The organism is Paenibacillus montanisoli, assembly GCF_003268025.1.
Lineage (GTDB): Bacteria > Bacillota > Bacilli > Paenibacillales > Paenibacillaceae > Paenibacillus_Z > Paenibacillus_Z montanisoli.
In genome coordinates, this window is sequence record NZ_QLUW01000006.1 from 168,212 (window position 1) to 193,147 (window position 24,936).

The 24,936-nt window shown below is 54.5% G+C and carries 20 protein-coding genes; 13 read left to right on the top strand and 7 right to left on the bottom strand.

Annotated features, from left to right (window positions below; translation table 11 throughout):
- Positions 1 to 74 precede the first annotated feature (74 nt).
- Positions 75 to 1,799 (top strand): stalk domain-containing protein, encoded by a 1,725-nt coding sequence (locus tag DL346_RS25605; RefSeq protein WP_112885232.1) that lies wholly within the window; start codon positions 75 to 77, stop codon positions 1,797 to 1,799.
- Positions 1,800 to 1,848: 49 nt separating this feature from the next.
- Here the strand turns inward: DL346_RS25605 and DL346_RS25610 are convergent, their stop codons facing one another.
- From DL346_RS25610 to DL346_RS25625, 4 genes are all read right to left on the bottom strand, one after another.
- Positions 1,849 to 2,844, bottom strand: a complete 996-nt coding sequence (locus DL346_RS25610) for a FecCD family ABC transporter permease (RefSeq protein ID WP_112885459.1) — start codon at positions 2,842 to 2,844, stop codon at positions 1,849 to 1,851.
- Complete coding sequence (locus tag DL346_RS25615; protein WP_112885233.1) at positions 2,844 to 3,866, bottom strand: FecCD family ABC transporter permease; 1,023 nt, start codon at positions 3,864 to 3,866, stop codon at positions 2,844 to 2,846. Before DL346_RS25615 ends, DL346_RS25610 begins: the two co-directional genes overlap by 1 nt.
- Positions 3,867 to 3,871: 5 nt before the next feature.
- Positions 3,872 to 4,843 (bottom strand): ABC transporter substrate-binding protein, encoded by a 972-nt coding sequence (locus tag DL346_RS25620; protein ID WP_240633422.1) that lies wholly within the window; start codon positions 4,841 to 4,843, stop codon positions 3,872 to 3,874.
- A gap of 111 nt (positions 4,844 to 4,954) precedes the next feature.
- A complete protein-coding gene (locus tag DL346_RS25625; RefSeq protein WP_112885234.1) occupies positions 4,955 to 5,767 on the bottom strand; it encodes a helix-turn-helix domain-containing protein in 813 nt (270 codons plus the stop codon).
- A gap of 56 nt (positions 5,768 to 5,823) precedes the next feature.
- On the opposite strand from DL346_RS25625, the gene DL346_RS25630 reads away from it, so the two are divergent.
- The 5 genes from DL346_RS25630 (at position 5,824) to DL346_RS25650 (ending at position 11,934) form a co-directional block, all read left to right on the top strand.
- Positions 5,824 to 6,012 carry a hypothetical protein gene (locus DL346_RS25630; protein ID WP_112885235.1) on the top strand — a complete coding sequence of 63 codons (189 nt, stop codon included), beginning with the start codon at positions 5,824 to 5,826 and terminating at the stop codon, positions 6,010 to 6,012.
- Between the two features lie 5 nt (positions 6,013 to 6,017).
- Positions 6,018 to 7,064 carry a zinc-dependent alcohol dehydrogenase gene (locus DL346_RS25635; RefSeq protein WP_112885236.1) on the top strand — a complete coding sequence of 349 codons (1,047 nt, stop codon included), beginning with the start codon at positions 6,018 to 6,020 and terminating at the stop codon, positions 7,062 to 7,064.
- A 184-nt stretch (positions 7,065 to 7,248) separates the two neighbouring features.
- Positions 7,249 to 8,088 (top strand): helix-turn-helix transcriptional regulator, encoded by an 840-nt coding sequence (locus DL346_RS25640; RefSeq protein ID WP_112885237.1) that lies wholly within the window; start codon positions 7,249 to 7,251, stop codon positions 8,086 to 8,088.
- A gap of 22 nt (positions 8,089 to 8,110) precedes the next feature.
- Complete coding sequence (locus DL346_RS25645; protein WP_112885238.1) at positions 8,111 to 9,115, top strand: Gfo/Idh/MocA family protein; 1,005 nt, start codon at positions 8,111 to 8,113, stop codon at positions 9,113 to 9,115.
- A gap of 29 nt (positions 9,116 to 9,144) precedes the next feature.
- Positions 9,145 to 11,934 (top strand): alpha-L-rhamnosidase-related protein, encoded by a 2,790-nt coding sequence (locus DL346_RS25650; RefSeq protein WP_112885239.1) that lies wholly within the window; start codon positions 9,145 to 9,147, stop codon positions 11,932 to 11,934.
- Between the two features lie 219 nt (positions 11,935 to 12,153).
- Here DL346_RS25650 and DL346_RS25655 read toward each other — a convergent pair whose 3' ends face one another.
- From DL346_RS25655 to DL346_RS25665, 3 genes are read right to left on the bottom strand one after another with little or no spacing between them, the layout of a single operon-like run.
- A complete protein-coding gene (locus DL346_RS25655) occupies positions 12,154 to 12,882 on the bottom strand; it encodes a fumarate reductase iron-sulfur subunit (RefSeq protein WP_112885240.1) in 729 nt (242 codons plus the stop codon).
- 23 nt (positions 12,883 to 12,905) lie between these two features.
- Positions 12,906 to 14,723 carry a fumarate reductase flavoprotein subunit gene (locus tag DL346_RS25660; RefSeq protein ID WP_112885241.1) on the bottom strand — a complete coding sequence of 606 codons (1,818 nt, stop codon included), beginning with the start codon at positions 14,721 to 14,723 and terminating at the stop codon, positions 12,906 to 12,908.
- Positions 14,723 to 15,355, bottom strand: a complete 633-nt coding sequence (locus tag DL346_RS25665; RefSeq protein WP_165822673.1) for a succinate dehydrogenase/fumarate reductase transmembrane subunit — start codon at positions 15,353 to 15,355, stop codon at positions 14,723 to 14,725. Before DL346_RS25665 ends, DL346_RS25660 begins: the two co-directional genes overlap by 1 nt.
- 594 nt (positions 15,356 to 15,949) lie before the next feature.
- Between DL346_RS25665 and DL346_RS25670 the strand changes: the two genes are divergently transcribed.
- The 7 genes from DL346_RS25670 to DL346_RS25700 all read left to right on the top strand — a co-directional run bounded on the left by DL346_RS25670 (position 15,950) and on the right by DL346_RS25700 (position 24,935).
- Complete coding sequence (locus DL346_RS25670) at positions 15,950 to 16,732, top strand: hypothetical protein (RefSeq protein WP_112885243.1); 783 nt, start codon at positions 15,950 to 15,952, stop codon at positions 16,730 to 16,732.
- A 262-nt stretch (positions 16,733 to 16,994) separates the two neighbouring features.
- Entirely contained in the window at positions 16,995 to 19,853 is a 2,859-nt protein-coding gene (locus tag DL346_RS25675; protein WP_165822674.1) for a carbohydrate binding domain-containing protein, read from the top strand.
- Between the two features lie 181 nt (positions 19,854 to 20,034).
- Entirely contained in the window at positions 20,035 to 20,976 is a 942-nt protein-coding gene (locus tag DL346_RS25680; RefSeq protein ID WP_112885245.1) for a sugar phosphate isomerase/epimerase family protein, read from the top strand.
- Positions 20,973 to 22,052 (top strand): Gfo/Idh/MocA family protein, encoded by a 1,080-nt coding sequence (locus DL346_RS25685; RefSeq protein ID WP_112885246.1) that lies wholly within the window; start codon positions 20,973 to 20,975, stop codon positions 22,050 to 22,052. Before DL346_RS25680 ends, DL346_RS25685 begins: the two co-directional genes overlap by 4 nt.
- On the top strand, positions 22,049 to 22,867 hold the full coding sequence (locus tag DL346_RS25690; RefSeq protein WP_112885247.1) for a sugar phosphate isomerase/epimerase family protein: 819 nt from the start codon (positions 22,049 to 22,051) through the stop codon (positions 22,865 to 22,867). The genes DL346_RS25685 and DL346_RS25690 overlap by 4 nt, the downstream gene beginning before the upstream one ends.
- A gap of 480 nt (positions 22,868 to 23,347) precedes the next feature.
- Positions 23,348 to 24,628 (top strand): ArsB/NhaD family transporter, encoded by a 1,281-nt coding sequence (locus tag DL346_RS25695; RefSeq protein WP_112885248.1) that lies wholly within the window; start codon positions 23,348 to 23,350, stop codon positions 24,626 to 24,628.
- A gap of 22 nt (positions 24,629 to 24,650) precedes the next feature.
- Positions 24,651 to 24,935 (top strand): hypothetical protein, encoded by a 285-nt coding sequence (locus DL346_RS25700; RefSeq protein WP_112885249.1) that lies wholly within the window; start codon positions 24,651 to 24,653, stop codon positions 24,933 to 24,935.
- Position 24,936 lies beyond the last annotated feature (1 nt).

Here is a 24,936-nt window from a genome sequence, read left to right on the forward strand (position 1 = left end):
CCCATGTAACATTTCCGCGCTCCTCCCGTCTATAGAGGTGATGATCCGCCAATAGAGAGGAGCATGCTGTAATAATGAAAATGAAAACATGGAAGCATACCGCGTTATCGCTCGTAGCTGCAGGTCTAATTGTATCCGGCACCGGTCTCGGTCAGGCCGAATCCGCATCCGCACAGTCCAATCCAAATGCAAGCTATGACGCCCAAGCAACGCCAAGCGCGTGGAATAAAGTCCCTTATGCCAAGCCCGTTTGGACGGCCGACCTGGACAAGCTGACGATGGATAACAGTTATCAGCCCCCGGTCGTCACGATCGGCGGAGCCTTTTACCTCATTAAGGGCGGCGTGCTGCAAGCGCGCAGCCTGGATACCGGCAAGCTGCTCTGGTCGTTCGGCTCCAAGCTGCAGGCGGGATCGATTCAAGCGCTTGATAATCGCCTCTATATATCCGGGCAGGATGGAGCCGTCTATCAGCTGGACGCCAAGAAAGGCACCTCCAAACGCATCTACCAAGCGAACAAAAAGTCGGCGTTCGGCCAATTCAAGGTGGAAGGGAACACGCTCTATTACGCTTCATCACTGGGGCTGGCCGCCGTCAACCTTGCTTCGGGGCAAGAAAAATGGCGCAATACGGACGTCAACGGCATCCCGATGAAGGTCGGGAACAAGCTGCTTGTCCATGCGATGGAATCCGGCGCAATCACCGTCACGACTACGTATGCCATTGACGAGGCAAACGGCAAGACGTTCTGGCGCCTTCCAGGCAGCCATTCGAATCTGCTCAAGATTGAAGGAGAGAAGCTGTATTTTGTCAACGATTGGCCGAAGAGCGATACGACCAAGTTTCTCGTGGATCTGGATATCGTCGATCTGAACTCGGGCCGCGTACTGGAGACGAAATCTTTCGTCCCGGTCAAGCAAGGGGAAGACCCGATGTACCAGTATGCCTCCAATTTTGCTATCGACGGTAACGATGTTTACGTAGGCACCAAAGACAATGAGGTCTTCAAATATAACCTCCATGCCGACCCGGCGGCCGTCAAAGCGGAGATCTTCCAAGATGACGGCGCTTGGATCGCCGGTCCCTATAACGGCAAGCTGATTTATAAAAATCGTGATAATATCGGCCTGCATGCTCGCAAGCTCTTCGATAAGTCGTACGTCTACTTCCAAGGGCTGGACAATCCGGCCAGCCGGGTCGATTTGATCGGTTCCGGCCTCTATGTCGGGCAGACTGACGGCGAAATTTATGCGCTGAACGTAGCGACCGGCAAAGCGCTCTTCCGCTACCAGACGGAAGCCCGTAGTTATGCGCCGTTCATAGTTGCAGGAAGCAAGCTGCTCGTGCAAGCGGAAGGGAAGCTCTACGCATTCGCGCTTCCGGCCGAGCTTCGCAAACCTGTCAGCAGCAACGGACCCGGCACAGGCGCATTCGTGAAAGCGCAGGCTAATCTCACCGTCAACGGAAAGGCAAAGGCATTCGAACCAAGCATGGTGACCGCAAACAACCGCATGCTGGTGCCGCTTCGCTTCCTGGTTAATGAAATCGGCGCCAAAACGGGCTACAACGCGCAAACGAAGCAGGTGACCGTCACGTACCGCGACCGCTCGTTCACGCTTACGGAAGGCGCTGCTTTTGCGCAGGCAACGGACGGAAGCGGGCAAACCCCGTTGACCTTCGCGCCAGTCGTGTTGAGCGGAAGCTTGTACGTACCCGTCAGCGATATCGGCAAGCTGCTTGGCATTCAGGTAGCTTGGAATGCCGGAACGCGAACGGTTGAAGTCAGCACGACTTCATAAGACGAACAGAAAAGCCGGATACAAGTCGTTGGACTCGTATCCGGCTTTTTCAAGCCTGTTTAGTTGACCGCATACGCCGTTCCCGCCTTAACAGATAGACAAAGTAAGGCGCGCCGATCACGGCCGTCATGATGCCGGCCGGCACCTCCCTCGGAGCGATAATAATGCGGCCGAGGAAATCTCCCAGCAGCATCAGATCGGCTCCGATCAATGCGGCAAGCGGTATGAGCCGCTGATGACGCGGACCTGCGAGGCTTCTCGCGATGTGTGGCGCGAGCAGGCCGACGAAGCCGATCGCACCGACGGCGGAGACGCAAATCCCGGCAAGCGCCACGGCAAGCAGTATAAGCAAGAAGCGCTCGCGAAAGATGTTCAGTCCAAGTGAAGCGCCGGTCATATCATTGAACTGCAGTACGTTTAATTTAGAGAAGCTAAGCCATGCTGCCGGAAGCAGAATGACGATCCAAGGAAGCAGCGTCCACACGTCGTGCCAGTTTCTGCCCCAGAGACTGCCGGCAAGCCAAAGCAGCGCGAGGCTAATGTCTCTCGGATGCTTTACGATTAAATATTGCGTGCCGGCGCCAAAAGCGGCACCGATGGCGATACCGACTAATGCAAGGGTAGCCGGAGGAAGCGTCAGCCTGCGGGTTAGCAGAAGCAGCAGAGCGAATGCGAGAAAGGCCCCGGCGAGCGCCGCAAGGGGAAGCCAATAGCTTGGTGACGCGGGAAATAGGAAGAGAACGGCGGCTGCCAAAAAACCCGCCCCTTTAGTCAGCCCGATTACATCCGGGCTCGCTAATGGATTGCGCAGCACGCTTTGCAGAATGACTCCGCCTACCGAGAGCCCGATACCCGCCAATATGGCGACTGCGACGCGCGGCATACGAAGCTCATGAACGATAAAAAAGGATTTGTTGGGCTGCGTTTGAAGCGTCAGCCAAATCTCTTTGAACGGTACCGAGACTGCCCCGACTCTTATCGACACGACCGATAGGATAATCATAAGCAGGAACGCTGCAAGAAGAGAGATCGCGTTCTTGTTCATCATGCGGCAGCACCTCCGTTCCGTCTTGCCAAGTAGATGAAGAACGCGGCTCCGATTGCGGAGGTCAGCAGGCCTACAGGCGATTCATAAGGGAAAGCGATGAACCGGCTGACAAAGTCGGCGTAAACCAGCAGCACGCCTCCTAGGAGTCCCGTCAGCGGCAGCAGCACGGTAAGCCTGCCGCCGACCAATGATCGGGCGATATGCGGCACGATCAGACATACGAATCCGATTGGCCCGCACAGAGCAACCGCAGATCCGGCCAGGAGAAGAACAAGCAGCATGCCGACGATACGGATGACCGACAGCCTTCCGCCGATGCCGATCGAAATCTCCTCATCCACCTGCAGCAGTTTAAAGGAAGGAAGCATGAAGAATGCCAAAATCAGGCCTGCGGCGAAGAAGGGAAGAAGGAGCTGAACATCCTTCCAGGCAGCCTGGCTGACTGAACCGACAAGCCAGAAAATCATGCTGTCCGTCGTTTCCTGATTCAGGATGATGAGTCCCTCGGTTAACGCAGACAGAAGGAAATGGATCGTAATGCCGGCCAGAGCCATGCGAACGTAGCTGTTGCGGCTCGTTCCGGCAAGCGAGAGCACAAGCGCCGCGCCGCCTGCAGCTCCGAAGAAGGCGAATGCGACGGTACTCATCATCGATAAATCGGCGAAGGCAACCAAGCCGAATACGACCGCGAATGCGGCTCCCGCGTTGATTCCTAGAATATGCGGCGAAGCGAGCGGATTTTTGACAAGCAGCTGCGTCAGCAGGCCAGCCAAAGCAAGCTGCACCCCGACCATGCATGCCAGCAGCGCGCGAGGCAGGCGCAGCGTCTGAATATACAGGGAAGTCTTATCATGGGTACGATAAGAAACGGCATCCCACAGCGCCCCCCATGAAACCGGCGCTTGTCCCCATTTTAAGCTGCACAGAATACCAATAGCGAGAAGAGCAACCAGAACGGAAAAAAGGAAGAGCAGGAACCGCGGACGGTTCTGCTTTCCCTTATGCGATGAGGAAATCATAGCGTTTACTTCCCAAGGCTGTTTACGATATCCGACGCCATTTTCTCGGATCCGATCAGCCCGCGTGCGAGCGACCAGTCGCGGCGTTCAACCGTAAATACTTTCTTGTTCGCCACAGCATCGATCTTGTTCCACAGCGAGTTTGCTTCCCACTGATTGACGATTGTTTCCTTCTCGGTCGGCATCAAGAACAGCACCTGAGGGTTTGTTTCCACAAGCTGCTCCAGTGTCAGCTGCGGATACGAGTTCTCATCTTTAACCGGATCGGTGAAGCCGAGCTTGGCCAGGAATGAACCTGTGTACGCGTGATCCGAATGGGCGAAGAAGCCTTTCGGATTGACGACAGCGGGCAGCACTTTCAAATCCGTGCTTTGGAGCTTGCTTTTCGCATCGGCGATTTTCGCTTCGTGTTCTTCAAGGCGCTTCTGCCCTTCGGCTTTTTTGCCGACGGCTTTGGCGATGATCATATAGTTCTTGAGCATTTGCTCGTAATCGGCTTGATAATCGTCAAGCACGAGAAGCGGGGCGATGCCTTTCAGCTGCTCCATGACCTCCTTATGCTTGACCAGGTCGACGATAATCAGATCGGGCTGCAGCGAGCTGATAACTTCAATGTTCGGCTCGTAGCGGGAACCGACGGACGTATAATTCGTCAGTTTGCTTTTGACTTCATCCATGAACAAAGCGGGATCGTCGTCATCGGCGGCGCCAACGGGCTGAACCCCCAATGTGGCAAGCGCGTCAGCGAAGCTGAATTCCATCGTTATGATGCGCTCAGGCCTCTTGGTCAGCGTGACCGTGCCAGTCGCATCTTCCACCGTAATCGACCCGTCGGCGGATTTCGAAGTCTCGGTGCCGGTATTGGCAGCCGGCGTTTCAGCTTGGTTGTTGCTCCCGGTTTGTCCGCAAGCGGTAACAAGCAGCAAAAGCAAAATGAGTGCGGTAAAGCTGTTAAGTCTTTTCATAAATCGGGGCATTTCCGAATCCTCCTGAAAATGATAATTATTCTCACCTGAATGAATTGTAGCTAACCGGCGCTCAGAAGGACATGTCTAAAATTCAGAAGTTGTTTGTTATATTTTTAGATTTTACCTGTCCAGCAGCGTTTGCTGGAAGGCTGTCGGGGAGAATCCGGTTTCCTGTTTGAATACTCTGCTGAAGTGAAAATAGTCCGTAAACCCTGAGAGACCCGCAATTTCCTTGGCGGATTGGCCGGTTTCCCGGAACATCTGCTTTGCCTTCTCGATTCTTATCGAGCGTAAGTATGCGGTCATCGTCCGACCGGTCGCCTGTTTGAATAACACGGTATAATGGCCGGCACTCATTCCCGCCCGGCGTGCAAGCATAGGAAGCGTTAATTTCAGCATATAGTGCTCGTTGATATAGGAAATCGATTCTTCGATGGCGTGGGAAGAATTCACATCGGGCGTACGGATGTGAGATTCGTATATGAATATAAACAAAATCCGCTCGAGCATCATACGCTTGCGGCATATTTGGGCCGCTTCTTCCTCCCCCGAAAAGGTTTGGACGGATTCCAATTGATTCGTTCTCAGAAGTTCGTCCAGCATGTAGTGGATTTTGATTTCGCTGATGGTAGTTAAAAGACCATGGAGATCCCAATGTCGGCCATCCGGAAGGATCCGATAGTAGATGACGGTGTATTCGGCTTGCTTCGTATTCGGTACCTGAACGACATAAGGGCCTCGATCTGCATGACCGGCATAGCCTTGCGTGCAAACGAAGGACTCCGGGCTGTGACCGGATGAAATTTTGATATGGCCGCGGCGCACAACAATTAGGACGTGGCAGTGCTCGGGCGGCGCGACGATTTGCGATTCGCGGGATGATCGAATAGAGTCCAGATTTGGAATGCTTTCGGAAAATTGTTTGAAATACATGGAGGTGTTTCCTTTCCGGCTACTTTCTATGCATCATAACGCAGAGCGGGATTTTTATGAATGTCATGATCTGGAATCCGGAAGATGCCGAAGTGACAATGATGATTCTGATCCGCGGCGATGCGTGGAACGCGCCCGCATGTAGAAATGACAAAAATAGCTGGCCTTACGAGATTGAGCACCAGCTGGCCCAGTGCTACGATAGCATCAGGTTATTCGGAAACAAGCTGAATAGAGGGGGCTGACGGGCATGGCGGCATTGCGTTTGGATTTTAGCGCACCGAAGGAAGTCGCGTTTGTGGAGATCGAAGAGCAGCAGCTGGCAGCGAATGAAGTGAGGCTGTCCACCTTGTACTCCGGCATTAGCGCCGGTACGCAGTTGACGGCTTACCGCGGCATCAATCCGTTCGTGAAGAAGCAATTTGACGGCGATCGCCGGCTCTTCTTGGACCGAACGGAAGAGGCACCCTCCCTATACCCGGTCCGGGGCTGTTGGGGCTATGAAGAGGTTGGCGTTGTATCGGAGTTGGGTTCGGCCGTTAGCGGTCTTAAAGAAGGCGATGTCGTATACGGCACTTGGGGCCATAAAAGCACGCATGTCGTGACCGAGAGCTTCGCGCGCGATCATTTGCTGCCGGAAGGACTTGACCCGCTTGCAGGCATCTATTCGCAGATGGGCGCAATTGCGCTGAATGCGATTTTGGATGCGGATATCCACGTCGGCGAGACGGTAGCGGTGTTCGGGCAGGGCGTGCCCGGGCAGCTTGTCGCCCAGCTGGCACGGCTGAACGGCGCGGAAGTCGTTGCAATCGATTTGGATGACTACCGGCTCGGCTTTTCCAAACGTCTAGGCGCGGCACATACGATCAATTCGCGCGAGGCCGATGCGGCTAGCCAGATCAAGGCGCTCACAGGGGATCGCGGCGCAGATATCGCCATTGAAATCTCGGGCGCTTCGGGCGCGCTTCACGAGGCGATCCGCTCCGTCGCCTATAACGGCCGGGTCGTGACGGCAGGGTTTTATCAAGGCGGAGCAAAGGATCTCTTCCTCGGCGAAGAGTTCCATCATAACCGCATCCAGCTGATCGGTTCGCAAATTAGCGGCATTAATTTGCAGCTGACCAACCGCTGGGACCGGCTGCGCATGGAGCGGACCGTGATGGAGCTGGCTCTGTCCGGCAAGCTCAAGCTGACGGAGCTGGTCACGCACAGGGTCCCGTTCGAGCAAGCTGCGGAAGCGTACCGGATGCTCGATGCCAACGCGGAGCCGTCCTTGCAGGTCGCGCTTCAATTTTAATGAATATGATGTGCTCCAAGCTCCGGCGGTCTCGCCGGAGCTTTTGTTTTATCCGAAGCCGAAGAAGTGGACGGAAATCCACCACCAGCGGACAGAATTCCCTCACGAGACGGAGATAGCGGTTTGTATAATAGATGGATAGACAACCATTGCGAGGCAGAAGGAAATTGTGGAGGGTCCTGACATGAAAGACAATCCGTGGCTTGCTTTGATGGAGAAAGCCTCGCTGCATATGCTGGGGCATGATTTGCACAGGCGAACCGAGATGCGGCAAGTGAACCGCAAGCTGCCCTTTTATGTTGTCTCGTACATCAAAAGCGGCTCCTGCAGGCTTCGAATCTCAGGCAAAGATTACTATGCCGGCCCCGGCGACGTGGTGTTCATTCCTCCGTTCGAGGTGCATGACCACGTGAAAGACACGGATGAGGAAACGGAGTTTCTGTGGTGGCATTTTACGCTCCAGGTTGCGGAGAGCATCGACGCGCTGCAGGCGTTCCGGTTTCCGATTATTTTCCGCCTGCCCCAGCCCGAGAAGTTCGAAGCGGCGTTTCACGAATACTGCCGCATCGCGGACGGGATGGCCTCGCTGTCGAACAGTCTGATGAAGAAGGCCAAAGCGCTGGAGCTTGTCGCGATACTGATCGACGCGGCCATTCACCATCCGGACGTGCAGCAGAAAGCGGAGCATTCCGATCCATTCATGAGCATGCTGGCGGAACTGCTCGACCATCCGGAGCGGAGAGTCGACCTAGCCGAGCTTGGCGGGCGCTACTTCATGCATCCGACGTATATCGCGGAGCGCTTCAAGAAGCTGTTCGGCATCACGCCGACCAAGCTTCAGCTGCAGCTTCGCTTGCGCAGAGCGATGCAGCTGCTGGAGACGGAGAGCCGCCCGATTGCGGAAATCGCGCGGTTGACGGGATACGAGGACATCGATGACTTTTCCCGTTTTTTCAAAAGCAAAACCGGCCTTTCCCCGCTCAAATACCGTACCAGCCGGATAGCGGGCGGTACATTACTATAACCGTGATGGAGGAACGATCGATATGGCAAAAGCGATTCGAGTCGGCATTGCCGGACTTGGCATGATGGGACAGCTGCACGCCAAACATTTGATCAACATGCCCGGAGTCGAAGTGACGGCGGCTTGCGGCACTACGCACGCAAAAGCGGAAGCGTTCTGCGCTTCGCACACCGGGGGAGCTGCTCGCGCTTATGACGATTTTGACGCCATGCTGGAGCGGGAGCAGCTGGATGCGGTCTATATTTGCCTGCCGCCGTATGCCCATCAAGGGCAAGTGGAAGCAGCGGCACGCAAGGGCGTTGCGGTCTTCATCGAGAAGCCGATCGCGCTGAGTACGGACATTGCGGAACGGATGGTAGCTGCGATTGAGGAAGCGGGCGTTGTGTCGCAGGTAGGCTACCACAACCGTTTCGGCACAGCGGTGCAGGAGCTGAAGCGGCTGATTGACGACGGGACGGCCGGCGCCCCTACGCTGTTCGACGGCCGCTATGAGTGCAATTCGCTGCATTCGCCTTGGTGGAGGGACCGCAGTCTGTCGGGCGGCCAGGTTTTCGAGCAGGCGATCCATACGTACGACCTGGCGATGTATTTCTTCGGAACGCCGGAACGGATTAGCGGCTTTACGGCGAACCTGAACCATCAAGAGGCGGAGGGCTATACGGTCGAGGATACGAGCGCGGCGGTGATCCGTTTCCGCTCCGGGGCGATGGCTTCCATCACCGCCTCCAACAACGCCGTTCCAGGCCAATGGAACAGCTGTTTTACGGTCATTTGCAGTAAGCTGACCGCGCACTTCAAGGGGGCCAATAAAGCGGAGTTCATCTTTACGGGCGGGGCGGAGCCGGTTCGGCGGGAGGTTGGTTCGGAACTGGATGTCTACGCGGCCGAGAACGAGTCATTTATCGCGGCGCTGCGCGGCGAAGGGCCGGAAGCCTGTCCGATTCGAGAGGGGCTGCGGAGCCTGCGGCTCGTCGAAAAAGTGATGAAATCCGCGGATGAAGACGGAAAATTGCGGGATTACGAATAAATTTCAGGGAAAGAGGGGCGTGTGAACGAATGCAGGCAGCTGCAATTTGGTACGACGAGTCCGGGCAAGGACGCAATTTATACGCGAGGTTCAGGCTGACGCTGGATTTGAAGAGCAAGCCGGAGAAGGCGCTGCTTCATCTGTTTGCCGATACGACCTATCAGCTCTATGTGAACGGCGAGTTTATCCGCTTGGGCTCGCTGCGCTTCGACCCGAAGCATCCTGTTTACGATACGCATGATTTAAGCGCGCTGCTGCGCGAAGGACGCAATGTCATCGCGGTGCAGGTCAACTATGTCGGGCACAAAACGTTCATCACGATGCTTTCGCAAGCCGGTTTTACCGCTTGGGGCGAGGTCGTGCTGGCGGACGGCTCGCAGATTGACCTGACGACGGGCAAAGCGGAATGGAAGGCGGCTCCCGCCGCGGCTTACCGCTATGCGGCTAAATCGAGCCTCTTTCTCAAAGCGGGCGACTGCTACGACCAGCGCTTGGAAGAAGGCGATTGGAGCGGCGCGGCATTCGACGATGGCGGCTGGAAGGCCGGCGTTCCGCTTGCCGATCAAGAAGCGTGGGGAGAGCCGGAGCCGCGCGCGATCCCGTATATGTCCGGAGAGCCGGTTCCGGTGGAAAAGGTGCTGCACACGGCGCCGCTCGAGCGGAGCGAGCTGCTCTGCTCGTTCAGCGTGCCGATGCCGCATGTGAGCGAAATCCATGAGCCGGATCAAACGAGCCGCTTCATGGCGGCGAAGACGTGGATCTACTCGCCGGAGGCCGCTGACATCACGATCGGGCTGTTCTACCAGAACAGCTGGATCAATGGCGAGCCGATTGCGTCCGGCCTGTATGCCGATGACAAAAGCATGCGCCTGAACCATCGCGTAAGTCTGCGCCAAGGCTGGAATTCGTATTTTGCCAAATGCGATGCGCTTCAGGATATGTATCACCACTATCTTGCGCTGCCCGAGGGCCGCGGGCTTATCGTGTCGGCGGACCGGGATAAGGACGGAAGCGTTCAGTTCCGCCGAACTCCGGTTGTGTCGCATGAGCAGTATGCGTCTGCGCTTAGCGGGCGGGAGCTGCCGTTTGCGCCGGAGGATGACCTGACCGATATCGGAGGCTGGGTAGACGTGTTAGCCGGCGAGCATGGGGAAAGCCCGACGATGTCGAGCGGCTGGGATACGTATGGCCTTGCCTTTGAATCGTTGAAGGTTGAGGAACTGGCAGAGCGCGTGTTCCAATTGGCGGATTACCCTCATGGCTTCTCGCTGCTGCTTGATTTAGGCATGACCAGGCTGGTCCTTCCTCGGGTCGTGCTCGAAGGCGCGGGCGGCGCGACGATTGATTTGACCTATGGCGAGCATTTGAACGCGGACGGCAAACATCTGCGCCACTACCATTGGTACGGTCTCGGCGATCGCGCTTACGCGGACGAGCGGAGCCGGCAGCTGGACTGGCGGCTGACGCAGCCGCGGGGCTTCCGCTATGTGCGGCTGACGGTGCGCGGGCCGAAGCAGGACGTCGTCTTGAAGGCGCTGGAGCTCGGCTCAGCCAGCTATCCGACGGAGAAGAAGGGTTCGTTCCGCTGCTCGGACCCGCTGCTGGAGCAAATTTGGGAGATGGGCGTGCGGACGGAAGCGGTGAACATGGAGGATGCCTACACGGACTGCGTCACGCGCGAGCGCGGGCAGTATATCCGCGATACGATCATCCAGTATCACAACAATCTCGCGGTGTTCGGCGATCACGCGCTGATGCGGCGCAGCCTTCAGCTGATGGGGCAGTCGCCGGACGCGACCGGCAAGTTCAGAGCCGTGTACCCGAATACGGGCGATTATACGATTTCGGATTTTGCGCTGAATGCGCTGGAAGGCTTCTGGGCCTACTACGCGCAGACGGGAGATGCCGGGCTGGTTGTGACGTACTGGCATGCGATTCAGCGTAACCTGGCCTGGTTCCATGAGCTCGCCGACGAGCGGGACGATCTGCTGCTGGACGCGGAGTGGGACGTCAAGCGCGGCATCAAGGCGCATTATGGCGGCTTCCACGGCGATCTGGCCATTGTGGAGGGGTATCTCAACATAACCGGCATCCATTGCGTGTTTAGCTGTACGTATTTGATTGCGCTTCGGTGCGCGGCGAAGCTGGCTGCGGTCATCGGCCGGCAAGACGAGATTGGCGAGCTGGAGCGGCGAATCGCCATCCTGGAGCGGTCCATCCGCGAAACGTTCTGGGATGAGGAGCGCGGCTGCTACGGCGACAACGATCGGAAGCTTTCGCATTCCGCGCATGCGAGCCTGTTCGCGGCGCGGGCGGGCGTGCTGACGCCGGAGCAGCTGGAGCCGGTGCGCGCCCATGTCCGCCGTGATTTGAAATCGCTGTTCGCGAACGGGTACGGGCCGGAAGACGGCGTGTTCGTATCGCCGAGCTTCTCGTTTTATATCTTTGAAGGGCTGTATTTGATCGGACTTGCCGATACGGCAGAGCGGATGATGCGCCAAGGCTGGGGCTGGTTCCTGCAGATGGGGCTGAGGCAGACGCCGGAGTACTTCAATCTGAGCGACAGCTTGTGCCACGCTTGGTCTGCATGCCCGACCTATTTCATGTCCGCGAATTTGCTTGGCGTTCAACTGCCGACGGTCGAACGGCCGGATGAAGTTGTGATCCATGTGCAGACGGCGGATGTGACGGAAGCCGAGGGTGCGGTTCCGCACGCGCTCGGGCTGATTGAAGTCAAATGGCATACCGACGGGCAGGGAGCGCGTGTGTTTGATTACGTCCGCGTTCCGGAAGGGCTGACAGCCCGGATTGTCGGGTAATATGGCGAAATAAAGCTGGCGCCCGTTGCGGCGCCAGCTTATTTTTGTTGTACGCCCGGCATGGGCGTCATCTCTAGGGTGAAGGTCCCGAACGAAGGCTAGCGAAGGCCTACCGTGATGCTGTTACCCCCTTCACTTCCTAATAGATATTGATGAATAGCTTCTTTCTTCAATGCCAGTTCAACGTTGGGCTGCCATTCGTTAAGCTAACGGGGAAGGTCACCGTCTCCACCCGGCCAACGCCATTTTCCGGCGGACATAGGCAAGTTGGCCCTGCAGAGGGATGCCGATCGGACAATTGTCGTCACACGCCATGAGTCCGATACAGCCGAAGATCCCATCCTCGGAACCGACGACATCGAAGTATTCTTGCTCGTTCCGTTCATCTCGGGGATCGATCATGAATCGTGACAGCCGGTTGACCCCCGCGGCCCCGATGAAATTCGGCTTGATATTCGCCGTGGCGCAGCCCCCGATACAACAGCCGCATTCGATGCACCGCTCGACTTCGTAGATTTGCTGCGCGGTTTCATTGTCCATCCGTTCTTCCTGCGCATCGGGGATAAACGCTTTGTCCGTATGTACCCAAGCCTCCGTCCGCACGGATACATCCCGGAACCAAGTTCCCGTATCCACAGATAAGTCGCCAAGCAGCTTGAACACAGGGAGGGGCATGAGGGTGATATTCGCCGGCAAATCCTTCGTCAACGTCCTGCAAGCCAAGGTGGGCCGACCGTTAATCAGCATGCCGCAAGATCCGCAAATGCCGGCCCGGCACACGAAGTCGAATTTCAGGCCGGGATCTTGTTCTTCCCGGATTTTGTTCAGCGCGATAAACAATGTCATCCCCGGTTCTTCTTGCAGCAAGTAGGTTTGGGTTGTCGGTTGCTGCTTCGGGGTTTCCGGGTTATATCGAAAAATATGAAGAGTCAATTGTCGTGAACTCATTATTGGTGCACCTCCATCTTCGCCTAAACTTTCGCCGCTTGAGCGCTCGCTTCACCGTATCCCCGGTCGCCGGGCGGCAATTCGGTTATTTTCACGGGTTCATATTTCAGCACGGGTTGATTCGATCCGGCCGGCCAATAGGCCAGGGTTCGTTGCAGCCAATTGTCGTCATCCCGTTTCGGGTAATCTTCCCGGAAGTGGCTGCCGCGGCTTTCTTGGCGGGCGAGCGCTCCAGCGGCAATGCAATAGGCCAACCGGATCATCCCAGTAATTCGTAAAGCGGAGGCCAACTCCGGATCGCCGCCCAGTCCGCCGCTGCGCAGACCAACGCAATAAGATCTTTGATGCAGCTCGTGTAATTGACCGACTGCTTTCATCAATGGCTGCTCCGAGCGGAAAATGCCGACGTGCTCGCTTAAGATTTGCTCCATTTCGCGGCGAAGCTGATAGACATTTTCATTGCCATTGCGACACTGAATCAGTCCCTGAATTCGGTCTTCCTGCAGCTTAACTTGTTCTTCGATGAGTCCCGACGATACCTGCAAAGAGGCTTCTTTCGTATATTTAGCGATTTTATCCCCGATAATCATGCCGGCAACAACTGTTTCCGCAAGGGAATTGCCGCCCAATCGGTTAAATCCGTGCATATCCCAGCAAGCGGCTTCGCCGAGCGCGAACAAACCTTCCAGCCCGTAGGCCATACCGTCAATATTGGTGCGAATGCCGCCCATGCTGTAATGCTGCGTCGGACGAACGGGGATAAGGTCATGGACAGGATCGATGCCTGTGAAATTTCGGCTGATATTAGCAATTTCACGCAAATTCGTATTGATATGTTTCGCGCCGAGATGCCGAATATCCAGCCAGACATGGGCTCCATACGGACTGTCGACGCCGTATCCTTTACGAATATGCTGCATGATGCGCCGTGAAACCACGTCCCGCGAAGCCAGCTCTTTTTTATTTGGTTCATAATCCGGCATAAAACGGTGCAGATCCTTATCCAGTAAGTATCCGCCGTCCCCGCGCGCACCTTCCGTGATCAGAATCCAGGTAGGGACGATGCCTGTCGGATGGAACTGAACGGCCTCCATGTTCCCGAGAGGGACAATACCCGTCTCCAGAGCGACGAACATGCCGCTTCCTTCGTTGATGATCGCATTGGTGGATGCGCCGTACACTCTGCCGTAACCGCCTGTGGCCATGACAGTGGATTTTGCCGTATACACACGCAGTTTACCGGTTCTTAAACACCTTGCGACCACCCCGCTGCAGCGCGTGCCGTCATGGATTAGCGACAGAACCTCGGTCCGGTCGTGAACGGTAATCCCCAATTTGACGACAACACTGTCCATCGTATAGAGAAGGGTATGGCCGGTGCCGTCCGCTGTATAGCATGTACGCCATTTGGCGGTGCCGCCGAAGTTCCGTGCCGCGATCAGTCCTTCTTTTTCCGAATCTTCAACGATTTCCTTCCCGTCATACATGCGTTTGCCAGGCACCACTCGATTCCATGGAACTCCCCAGTAAGCCATCTGGCGAACGGCAATCGGCGCATTATCCGCGAAGAGGCGGGCGACGTCCTGATCGCAGCCCCAGTCGGAACCTTTGACCGTATCGGCAAAATGAACATCCGTATTGTCCCCCTTGCCCATGGCGCTGTTCGCCAGCGATGCTTGCATGCCGCCTTGCGCCGCTGAACTGTGGGACCTTCTGGGAGGGACCAGGCTTAAGATGATGACATTCAGGCCTTGAGTGGCCGCTTCAATCGCCGCGCGCTCACCCGCCAAACCGGCACCGACAACTAATACATCCGTATTAAACATGTCATATCGACTCATTAGGAACCTCCCAACGCAAAAAATACACCTAAGCTCGCAAGCCCCAACCCGATCGTGCAGATCGTAATGACGGTTAATACGCGTTTGAGGCTGTGACGTTTGACGACGCCCCATTTTACAAGCGCCCGATATAGACCTACACTGGCATGATATTCCGCTAAAACCAGCAGAACGGCGTAAAAGGCAAGCATCCACGAGTGAACGCGGTCCGCGCTTAACTTCGAATCAATCCCCGCATAGACCACGACGAACACATGAATGGTAATCAGAATAAGCATGGCGCTGCCGGTTACCGCTTGAAAAATCCAGGACCAAGTATCATTATGCTTAATGGTCCGGGCGTGCTTCCAGACGATTTTTTGTTCCTGCCACCGGCTGGGAATCCGACGCAATACCGCTCCAACATGGGCTCCGGCAGTCAAGATAACGAATACGACAGCGATATCCAATAGACGGAACTGTTCCATAAAATCAGCAAGACGGTTAAACGCTTCCACGCCTAACAGGATCGATCCGACGAACAGCATATGTGTCCATAGAAAACCGACCAACAACAAGCCACTGACCGTCTGGACCAATTCTGTTAAGAGGTCTGCTTTTCTACTCGGGGTCAAGGCTCTCTGCAGCTGCATAAACATTCTCCTTTACATCTAGTTTCCTGGCGATATTAATCATGGTCTTCAGGAGCTTTGTCGGATAAGAGGCCAATAACTTTCTCACATTTGGTGCATACCAGCATTGGAATCAGCAATTCATAGTGGTCATCGTAAATAAAAGGACGATCCGGCCGAAACTCAACCTTTGTCTCAGCGCCGCAGCATTTGGAAACCGCCATACGCCATCCTTCCTTCCCGGTGGGTATTTGCAGTACGACGTTTCACTAAAACCATATTCCATACCGTGGGCAAAAATGCAGTAAATTGGAGACGCTTTCATAGTTGCTTGAGTTCAGTGAAGCGAATCCGTCTGATCACAGATTGTCGCTCCCTTTCGGGAAGCATTCATGGGAGATTAATTGAAAATGGGGATTTTATATTGCAGAGGCGGCCGTGAGGTCGCCTTTTTGCATGCACAGAAGCCCGTAAATTATGGTGGTACTAGAAAAAGATAGTACTAACTAAGTAAAACGAAAGCATTTATATTAGTTGTGTCGGTATATGTCTGACGGCAATAGTGTTGTGCACACCTTTTTTGAAAAATTCGAGTTGGACTAAGGGGTGTTCTTTATGCTAATTCGGCCGGACCAATTTCGAATCATTCATTATGCAATTTCAAAAGTCTCAGGCGCAGGACTGATTTACGTCTTGATTGCAATCTTTTCGCTACTCGGTCGATCTTTTGATGCTGTAGAATTTACGAATGGTTTGCTTTCGACAGGGCTTGCATATCTCTCGGCTTACATGATCATCTGCTCGGTATTAATCGACGTATGCACGGGTTGGATCAAGAAGAACATCCTCATTAAAATCGTTCTTCACCCTGTCGCGGGGATGTTCTTTGTGACGTTGTTTAGCACTGATCCGGACTATAAGGAACTTCAATATGCTATAAATTTCATATTTGGACTCCTATATTTTATCGGCACATTGCTCGCAAAACGTTTCGTAAAGACTGGATATATGTTTGCCATCGTAATATCGCTTTCACTGCTGCTGCTTTCGATGATCGACTTCACCGTAAAAAAACAATGGGTTGAAACAAAAACCGAGACAACCTATGACGCGTCATTTGAGTTATTTAACGGGAAGCATGAGATCCCGATTGCAGTTAAAAAAGGCAAAAAATTCGAAATTACCATCGAAGCCGAACATAAGAACAACCAAAGTTATAACATGAAGATTTTCGATGAAGAGGGACATGAGGTTCAGATGTCAAACAATCTCCATGAAGCTAAGTATGAAAGTAAATTCTGGGCTGAATTTCCAATCGATAAAGACGGCACGGTCAAGCTCATCATGTATGGCTCCCACTTCAGTGGCAGCTTTCATATAGAGTGGAGCGTTAATTGATCGCTGCTACCAAGACTTAATTGGAGCTTGTGAGAAATCAATAAGCAGCCAGTTTCAGCTCCCTCAGAGAACAACAGTTGAGAATTAACCGCTCAATAATAGGGCGGTTTTTCTATTTGCACGGAAATCAAAAAATAAAGGAAAAAGGTTAATGGATAGCAAGGAAAGTCAACAGGATACAATAGGCAGGCTCAAGCGGCGATTGTACAATATGTAGGTAATGTAAGTTTTAGGAAAAAACATGCAGGGAGGAAGATTTACCATGAAGAAACGTCTGGGCACGTTTGCCATGGCCATGCTGCTGCTCGCGCCAATGAACTCTTACGCGATAGCAGACGGGACTTCAGCCGACGGTGTCGTGTACGGAAGCAACCTTGTTCCGAACGGTACTTTTGAAAGCGGTGCCATTAGCTGGCCGAATTGGGTCAACATCCAGATCGGCAAAGAACAGCCGCACGGGCAAGAGTACGCCTTGAAGATTCCGGCAGGCTTCGGCATTACCGGGCTTGATTTCGGCGCGGTGGAACCGAATCGGACGTACCGGTTCGGGGCTTGGTATAAGTTCGTGAACGGCGATCCCGGGGCGAACTTGAAGCTGACGCTCGGCAAGAGCTTCTCGCAGCAGTTGGATTTCACGAATTCCGATGGCGAATACCACTACGTGGAAACGGTGTTTACCGCTCCGCCTGAGCTGTTCCCGTCTTCTAATTCCAATCTGCTGCTCGTAAAATGGTCGAACGCGGACTTCTACCTCGATGACGTCGTGCTGGAGAAGGTTTCGACCGACGACGATTTGAAGAAAGAAGCGATTTCGCCTTCCTTCCTGCATTCTACGGATAATGCGGAAACGACGGTCGATCTGGAGTGGGAGGAGCCGCAAGGGAACCCGGATGTGACGTACACGGTATATAAAGATGATGCCGCGGTGGGCGAAACCTCGGACGAATCCTTCACGGTGGACGGCCTTCAGTCTGGCGGTTCATACAATTTCAAGGTAGTGGCTTCCAAGGACGGCCAGCAGTCGTTTGCCACTAATTCGTTGAATGTCCATACGAGTACGCCGCTTCCGGCGGCTCCAAGCCACATCTATCCGGGCCAAATCGGCGTCGGTTTGGAAGGAATCGGCGGACGCGGCTTCGAATTTGCCGACGCGGCGAAAACGCTGCGCCAGTGGGTGAAGGCGGACGGCAGCGAGGGCGTTCAGGTCGATGCGAATGGCTGGCCTCTGGAGGATGCGGCAACGGTGTTCTTCGATCATCGGCCAGTCGCGGCATGGCTGAATGACATCGATGACCCGTTTAAGAAGTTCCCGGACATTAGCGGCGTATACAAGCTGCAGTTCAAAGGCCAAGCCGTGCTTGGCAATATGGACCCTTCCAGCCCGTTCACGGTAGAGAACCAGAAATACGACGCGCCGACGAACACGACGACGGCGGATATCGTGCTGCCGAAAGGAAGCGGCCTGCTCTTCATGACCTTTAAGCAAACGAACGGCGGCGTAAGCGACGTAAAGCTGATGCGTCCGGGCTATTCGCTTGACGGCAAAGAGACGTTTACGAAAGAGTTTCTGGAGGCGCTTCAGCCGTTCGGCACGCTTCGCTTCATGGACTGGCTGAGCACGAATAATAACAATCCGGCTTATCCGGCGAAGACGGAATGGAGCGACCGGAAGCTGACGACCGATGCGACGCAGCTGATTCAAGACGGCACCCACGGCGTGGCCTGGGAGTATGTCATTGAACTGGCCAACCGCACGGGCAAAGACATCTGGATCAACATTCCGGTGGCGGCCAGCGACGATTACGTGAATTCGCTGGCGAAGCTGCTGAAGGAAAAGCTTGATCCTAGCATCGACATCTATGTGGAATATTCCAATGAGGTATGGAACGACCTGTTCAGCCAGCAAGCCTATAACAAAGCGGCGGCGATCGCCGAAGGCGGGCAGGAAGATTCCGTGCTGCGTCTGCATACGATGCAGTCGTATTTTGACGACCCGAACGATGCGGATTACACGCCGGCGAAGCGCTCGTGGACGCGCCACCGCGTAGCAAAGCGGCTGATCGAGATCGGCCGGCAGTTCCAAACGGTGTTCGGCGAGGATGCGCTGAACACGCGGGTTCGCCCGGTATTGAGCTGGTTCGCGATCATTCCGGACCAGTATGAGGATATGCTGAACTGGGTCAGCAAGGTATACGGCGATCCGAAACAGTATTTCTATGCGATCGGCAGCGCGCCTTACTTCAATTCAAGCGCAGCGAGCGACGCGGCATCGGTAACCGAGGTGTTGACGGCGATGCAGGAGGACAGCAAGCGCTTCAGCAGCCCGGATGGCAGCAAGATGTCCTTGATCCGCTTGGCGGATCAGTACGGTTTGAAGTCGTTCACGTATGAGGGCGGTCCGGATTCCGGCGGCGGCAGCACGATCAACGTGGAAAACCGCATCGCCGCTCACCGCTCGGAACAAATGGGCGATCTCGTCACCTACGATGTCGGCAACAACTTCCTCGACAAGAACGGCGACATGTTCATGTACTTCACGCTGACAAGCGGCTACAACCGCTATGGCATGTGGGGCGCGACCGAGGATATTTTCGCTAACCTGGAGACGCCAAAATATGAAGCGTTAACGTCGCTGCTCGGCACCGATGCGCAGCCGTTCCAGGATGTGGAGGAAAATCATTTCGCGTATGAAGCCGTTAAGGCGCTGTATGCCGCTGATGTTCTGGAAGCCGGCGAAAGCTTCCATCCGAATCGTGCCCTGAAAGGCAGCGAGCTGAAAGAGATGTTGAACCGCTTGGCGGCCTATGCGAAATCGCGTTCCGCGTCGGCGTTTGCCGGCTACGCGGCGCCGGATCCGGGCAGCCCGTCTGTCAGCCGCGAGCAGTTGGCGGTACTGCTTGTGCAGGCTTATGAGGCTGGCACAGGCCGTACGGTGAAGCATCCGGAAGCGATGGTGCTGAAGGATGCGAAGCAGCTGTCGGAGGGTACGCTGGATGACGCCCAATCGGCAGTAGCAGCCGGACTGATGTCGGCAGAAGACGGCAATTTCAACCCTAAGCAGTCGGTTTCCCGCGCGGAAGCTGCTGTGGCGCTCGCAAGATTGCTGGAATACGTCCGCTAAAAGAAGACGGATATGCTCGCCGGACGCGGCGGGCATGTCCGTTTTTAATGATGATGTAAACGAAAAGCAATGAATGTAAAGATTGGCGCATAGAACCAAGATAGAGCACTTGCTACAATCAAGCCATAGGCTGTCGCATCGGACGGCTGAAGCTTAGGGATGGAAGGAATGAAGCTTTGCAATGATGTTATCCAATGGCACAGGCCCGAATTGGTCAAACGGCAGGACTGCGCGCCGCCCGCTGACTTGGGGATATGCACTCGTTTGGTATCATGGATTCATTCGGCAAGGGGAGTACGGATCGATGCTGGGCAAGCTCGATTTTCTGAAACGTCATGGTCTGGTTACGACGGGAGCGGGCCTATCCGAGGTCGTCGGCATGGATGCCGCCGAGCGCGACCGGGTCGGCGAGGAGCTGGCAAAGCACGGGTTGCGGCTCACGCCCCGGATCAAGTTTGATTATTTGAACGCTGGCAAGGAGGATCGCGAGCGGGAGACGGAGCGAATCGCAGAGGAGCTGCGGAAATGGCTGCCTCTCATGCGGGGCCAAATCGTCACGACAGAGATGTGCGCCGGCCATAGGTTCGATCGGAAGCTGCCGCTTGAGGAGAAGCTTGCGCGCGTGTCCGAGGCGCTGGCGCCGCTTGCGGCAATTTGCTCGGAGCTTGGCGCCCCCCTTGGCGTTGAGAACCATGGCGATTTCTATATTGCCGATCTGGTCCAACTCTGCCAGGCGACCAAGCAGCTGTACATCTATCTCGACACCGGCAATACGTACCTGATCGGGGAGCGTCCGCTGCCTGCGTTCGAGCTGGCTGCACCGTATACGATCGGCACTCATTTCAAAGATCATATCGTCGGACCGCGACCGGACGTGTATCCGCTGCAGTTTGAGGTGAAAGGCGCCGTCCTCGGCGAAGGCGACGTGCCGCTGCGCGAATGCTATGAGCTGCTGATGAAGCATGCGCCGCTGAAAGACAAGCTCGTCCTCGAGGTCGAAATGATCGCCCCGACCGATATGGATCCGCAGCTGTGCCTCGAGCGTTCGCTGCAGTTTATTCAATCGCTGGAGCCTGCCGCAGGCAGTCCGGCAGCATCTCAAGAAGGAGAGATCGTCCAATGAGCCAAGAAAAGAAATTGCGCGCAGTCGTCATCGGCTGCAAAATGGGACTGAACCATGCAAAAGCCATCGCCTCGCTGCCGGAATTCGAGCTGGCCGGCGTATGCGATTTGAACGCGGATACCGCCCGCGAGGCGGCTGCCGCGACAGGCGGTTCCGCCGCGGTTTATACCGATTTTGCCCTTATGCTGCAGGATCTGCAGCCGGATGTGGCGGTCATCGCGACGCCGTCGGGCTCGCACGCGCGGCTTACGATCATGGCAGCCGAAGCGGGCGTCAAAGCCATCTATTGCGAGAAGCCGATGGCCGTTCACATGGGGGATGCGCGCCGGATGACGGAAGCCTGCGAGACTGCCGGCGCACTGCTCATTATCGGCCATCAGCGCCGGATGTCCGCGCCTTTCATCACGATGCGCCAGCAAATCGAGGAAGGCGCGATTGGCAAGCCCTATCTGATGCGGGCTTCGTGCGCGGGCGATTTTCTAAGCGACGGGACGCACAGCGTCGACACGCTGTTCTATCTCGCAGGCGAAGACAAGGTAAAATGGGTGCTCGCCGCCATGTTCAGACAGGACGTGGAGCCGGGTTTGCCGGATCAGTACGATTACGCGATCTTTACCGGACGCCGGTATGGACACGCAGTGGAAAGCGGCATGATGGTGACGCTGGAGTTCGAAAGCGGCCTTCGGGCGGAGTTTCTGACCGGCGATGCCCGGCTGCCTGGCCGCGGCTATCAGGACATCGAAGTGTTCGGCGATCAAGGCCGCCTCTGGCGGGCAGGCGACGGCGCGAACCCGGATGTGCTCATTCAGGATGAGCAAGCCGGGGGCTTCCGAGGGATCGAGCTGAATACGCCGGATATCTACAATGACGTCTTGCCGGGCGTGTTCCGCAAGCTGGCCGACTCCATTCGCACAGGGGAGCCTCATCCGCTTGCAGCCTCTACCGCGCTTCGCGTCATGGAGATTGTCATGGCGGCCTATGAGTCGGCACGGCTTGGCCGCAGACTGGAGCTGCCGCTTCAGCAGGACCGGTTCCCGCTGGATCTTATGCTGGAAGGAGCGGTGACGGCACCATGAGCAGCAGAATCGCATGTTCAACTTCGGTTCGCTGCGGCTCTTCCTTCGAGGAGGCGCTGGCAGCCATCTCTGCCGCCGGCTTCCGCAATGTCGATATCCTCTCCATTGACGGCTGGGTCCACGTAAACACGAGCGCATTGGTAACGGAAGATGGGCTTGAGCAGGAAATTAACAGGACAAAACATTTACTGCATCAATATGATCTGACCCCGGTTGCGACGAACAGCGGCGTCTCGCCGCAGCTGCATGACCGTTCGCCCGAGTCCGTGGAGAAGCGGAAAGCCGAAACGCTCGGCCTCATCCGGTGGATGAAGGCGCTCGGTATCGGCCTGGCGGCCATTCAGCCGCGCCAGCCCGACCGGTCCCGGCCGTGGCAGGCGATGCAGGATGATTGCATCGCATCCCTAAGGGAACAGCTGGCGATTGCCGAACAGGAAGGTATCGCCATGGCGCTGGAATTTCACGTGAACAGTCCGTTCGAGACGATGGAGCAGTGTTTGCGCCTCATGGAGCAGCTGCCGGAGCTGCCGCTGGTGTACGATCCGACTCATTTTGTCATGCAGGGGGTTTCGCTGCAAGAGACGTTCGTGTTCTTGGACCGCGCGGCACATGTCCATCTTCGGGATGCGGCGCAGGATAAGATGCAGGTGCGCCTCGGCGAAGGGGGAGTCGATACGTCGCTGGTGCTGGAAGAGCTGAAGCGTCGCGGCTATAAGGGCGGCTTCTCGATCGAGTATTTGGAAACAGGCGAGTTCGATGTGATGCAGGATGCCGTGCTGCTGTACGACCGGATTAAGGAAGTCTTCCCAGAGTAAGGCGTCCTATGGCTAAGCCTAAAGAGAGGTACCAGATACCTCCCTTTGGTGGAAAAGCAACGAAATGACCTAAAGAGTCCGGTGGACAAAGCATAAAGTTAAATACGAGATGACGATAGATCTCGTATTTATATGCCGGCTGGAACTAACGAATTTTATTGAAGTACCTGAGGTTTTTATTACATACTTATTGGTCAGAATGAATAAGTAGTAATTTATTTTGAAACACTAGCCTTTGCACTGGCCCGAACTGAAAACAAACGACTTTTTCGTTATCCTGAAGAGAAAATTATGATTGGTTAATGGAACGGGGTAATGAGGAGGCCATATTGATGGATATCATTAGTATCTTTACAAATACAAAGACTTCACCGTATAATCGGGATAATTACAAACATAATATGGATGATTACCGGAGGAGCCTGCCAACAGCGGGCTCCTTTTGTTTTTTTATGTCATATCATCCCTACGGAGGTTAACATGGAACAACAAGCTATTGTAGCAATCGGGGTATTTCTTGTCATTTATGGCATGATCATTGCAGAAAAAGTCCACCGCACAATCGTAGCTATGATCGGTGGAGTATTGATGGTTGGAGTAGGAATTGTCGATCAGGGAACAGCTATTCACCACATCGACTTTAATACGCTTGGGCTTTTGATCGGGATGATGATCATTGTGAGCACTACGGCAGAAACAGGACTGTTTAAGTACATTGCTGTGCTCTCAGCCAAGAAAGCCAAAGGTGATCCGATGAGGATATTGCTTGCATTAGTCGGGATAACAGCCGTAGGATCTGCATTCCTTGACAATGTAACAACCGTTCTTCTCATGGTCCCCGTAACATTCAGCATTACACGTCAGCTGCGGGTGAATCCGATGCCGTATCTAATCACTCAGATTATTGCGTCTAATGTCGGAGGAACAGCGACACTGATTGGAGATCCACCTAATATTATGATTGGCAGCGCAGTGGAAGAATTAACATTCATGGCGTTCATCTACAATCTGGCTCCTATCGCGGTGATTGTAATTGCAACCTACGTTCCGATTTTTATCTATCTATACCGCAAGCATATTCAAACGAGCCCTGAACTAAAGCACAGCATTATGGAAATGAATGAAAAAGAGTTAATCACGGATCAAAAGCTGTTAAAGAAGTGCATGGCTGTATTAGGCCTCACGATTCTTGGTTTTTTTCTTCATCAGTTGCTGCATTTGGAATCGGCCACTGTCGCATTGGCGGGTGCATTCTTGCTCCTTCTTCTTACTGGAGAACATATGATGGAGAGTGCGCTTACTAAAGTGGAGTGGACGACCATTTTCTTCTTCGTCGGTTTGTTTGTCCTTGTCTCGGGACTAATCGAAACTGGTGTCATTGCCAGTTTGGCAGCACAAGCCATTGAATTGACAGGAGGGAATTTAATTGCCACTTCGATGCTGATTTTGTGGCTGAGCGCCATCGCGTCTGCTTTTCTGGATAATATCCCTTTCGTAGCAACGATGATTCCGATGATACAAGAGATGGGAAATATGGGTGTAAGCAATCTTGAGCCGCTGTGGTGGAGTCTTGCGCTTGGTGCCTGCTTGGGAGGAAACGGTTCGTTGATCGGAGCAAGTGCCAACTTAATCGTTGCAGGAATGTCGGCCAAAGAAGGGCATCCAATCAAATTTGTACAGTTTTTGAAAGTCGGATTTCCGCTGATGTTATTTTCCATTGTTTTATCAAGCGTGTATCTATATTTCAGATACTTGATGTAATTAAAGAAAGGTGGTTCTGACGATGTTGACATACAAATATGATTCAAACATAATTCGTATTCAGGAAATCCAAAACGAAAAGGATGTAGAGTTCAGTATCCACATCCTGCAAGAAAAACCTTATGCGAAGAAAATGAAACAGGTACAAAAAGCTTTCGATGAAAACGATGTGATAACGGATGTATTTTTTTATGTTCTATTGAACCATGAGTATCGGGTTATTGTACGCCGGGATTTCTATGCCGATTTTGTCCTTGAAATGATGAAGCAGCGCCTATTGCAAAGTGTAGAATGGATAACGACGTAAT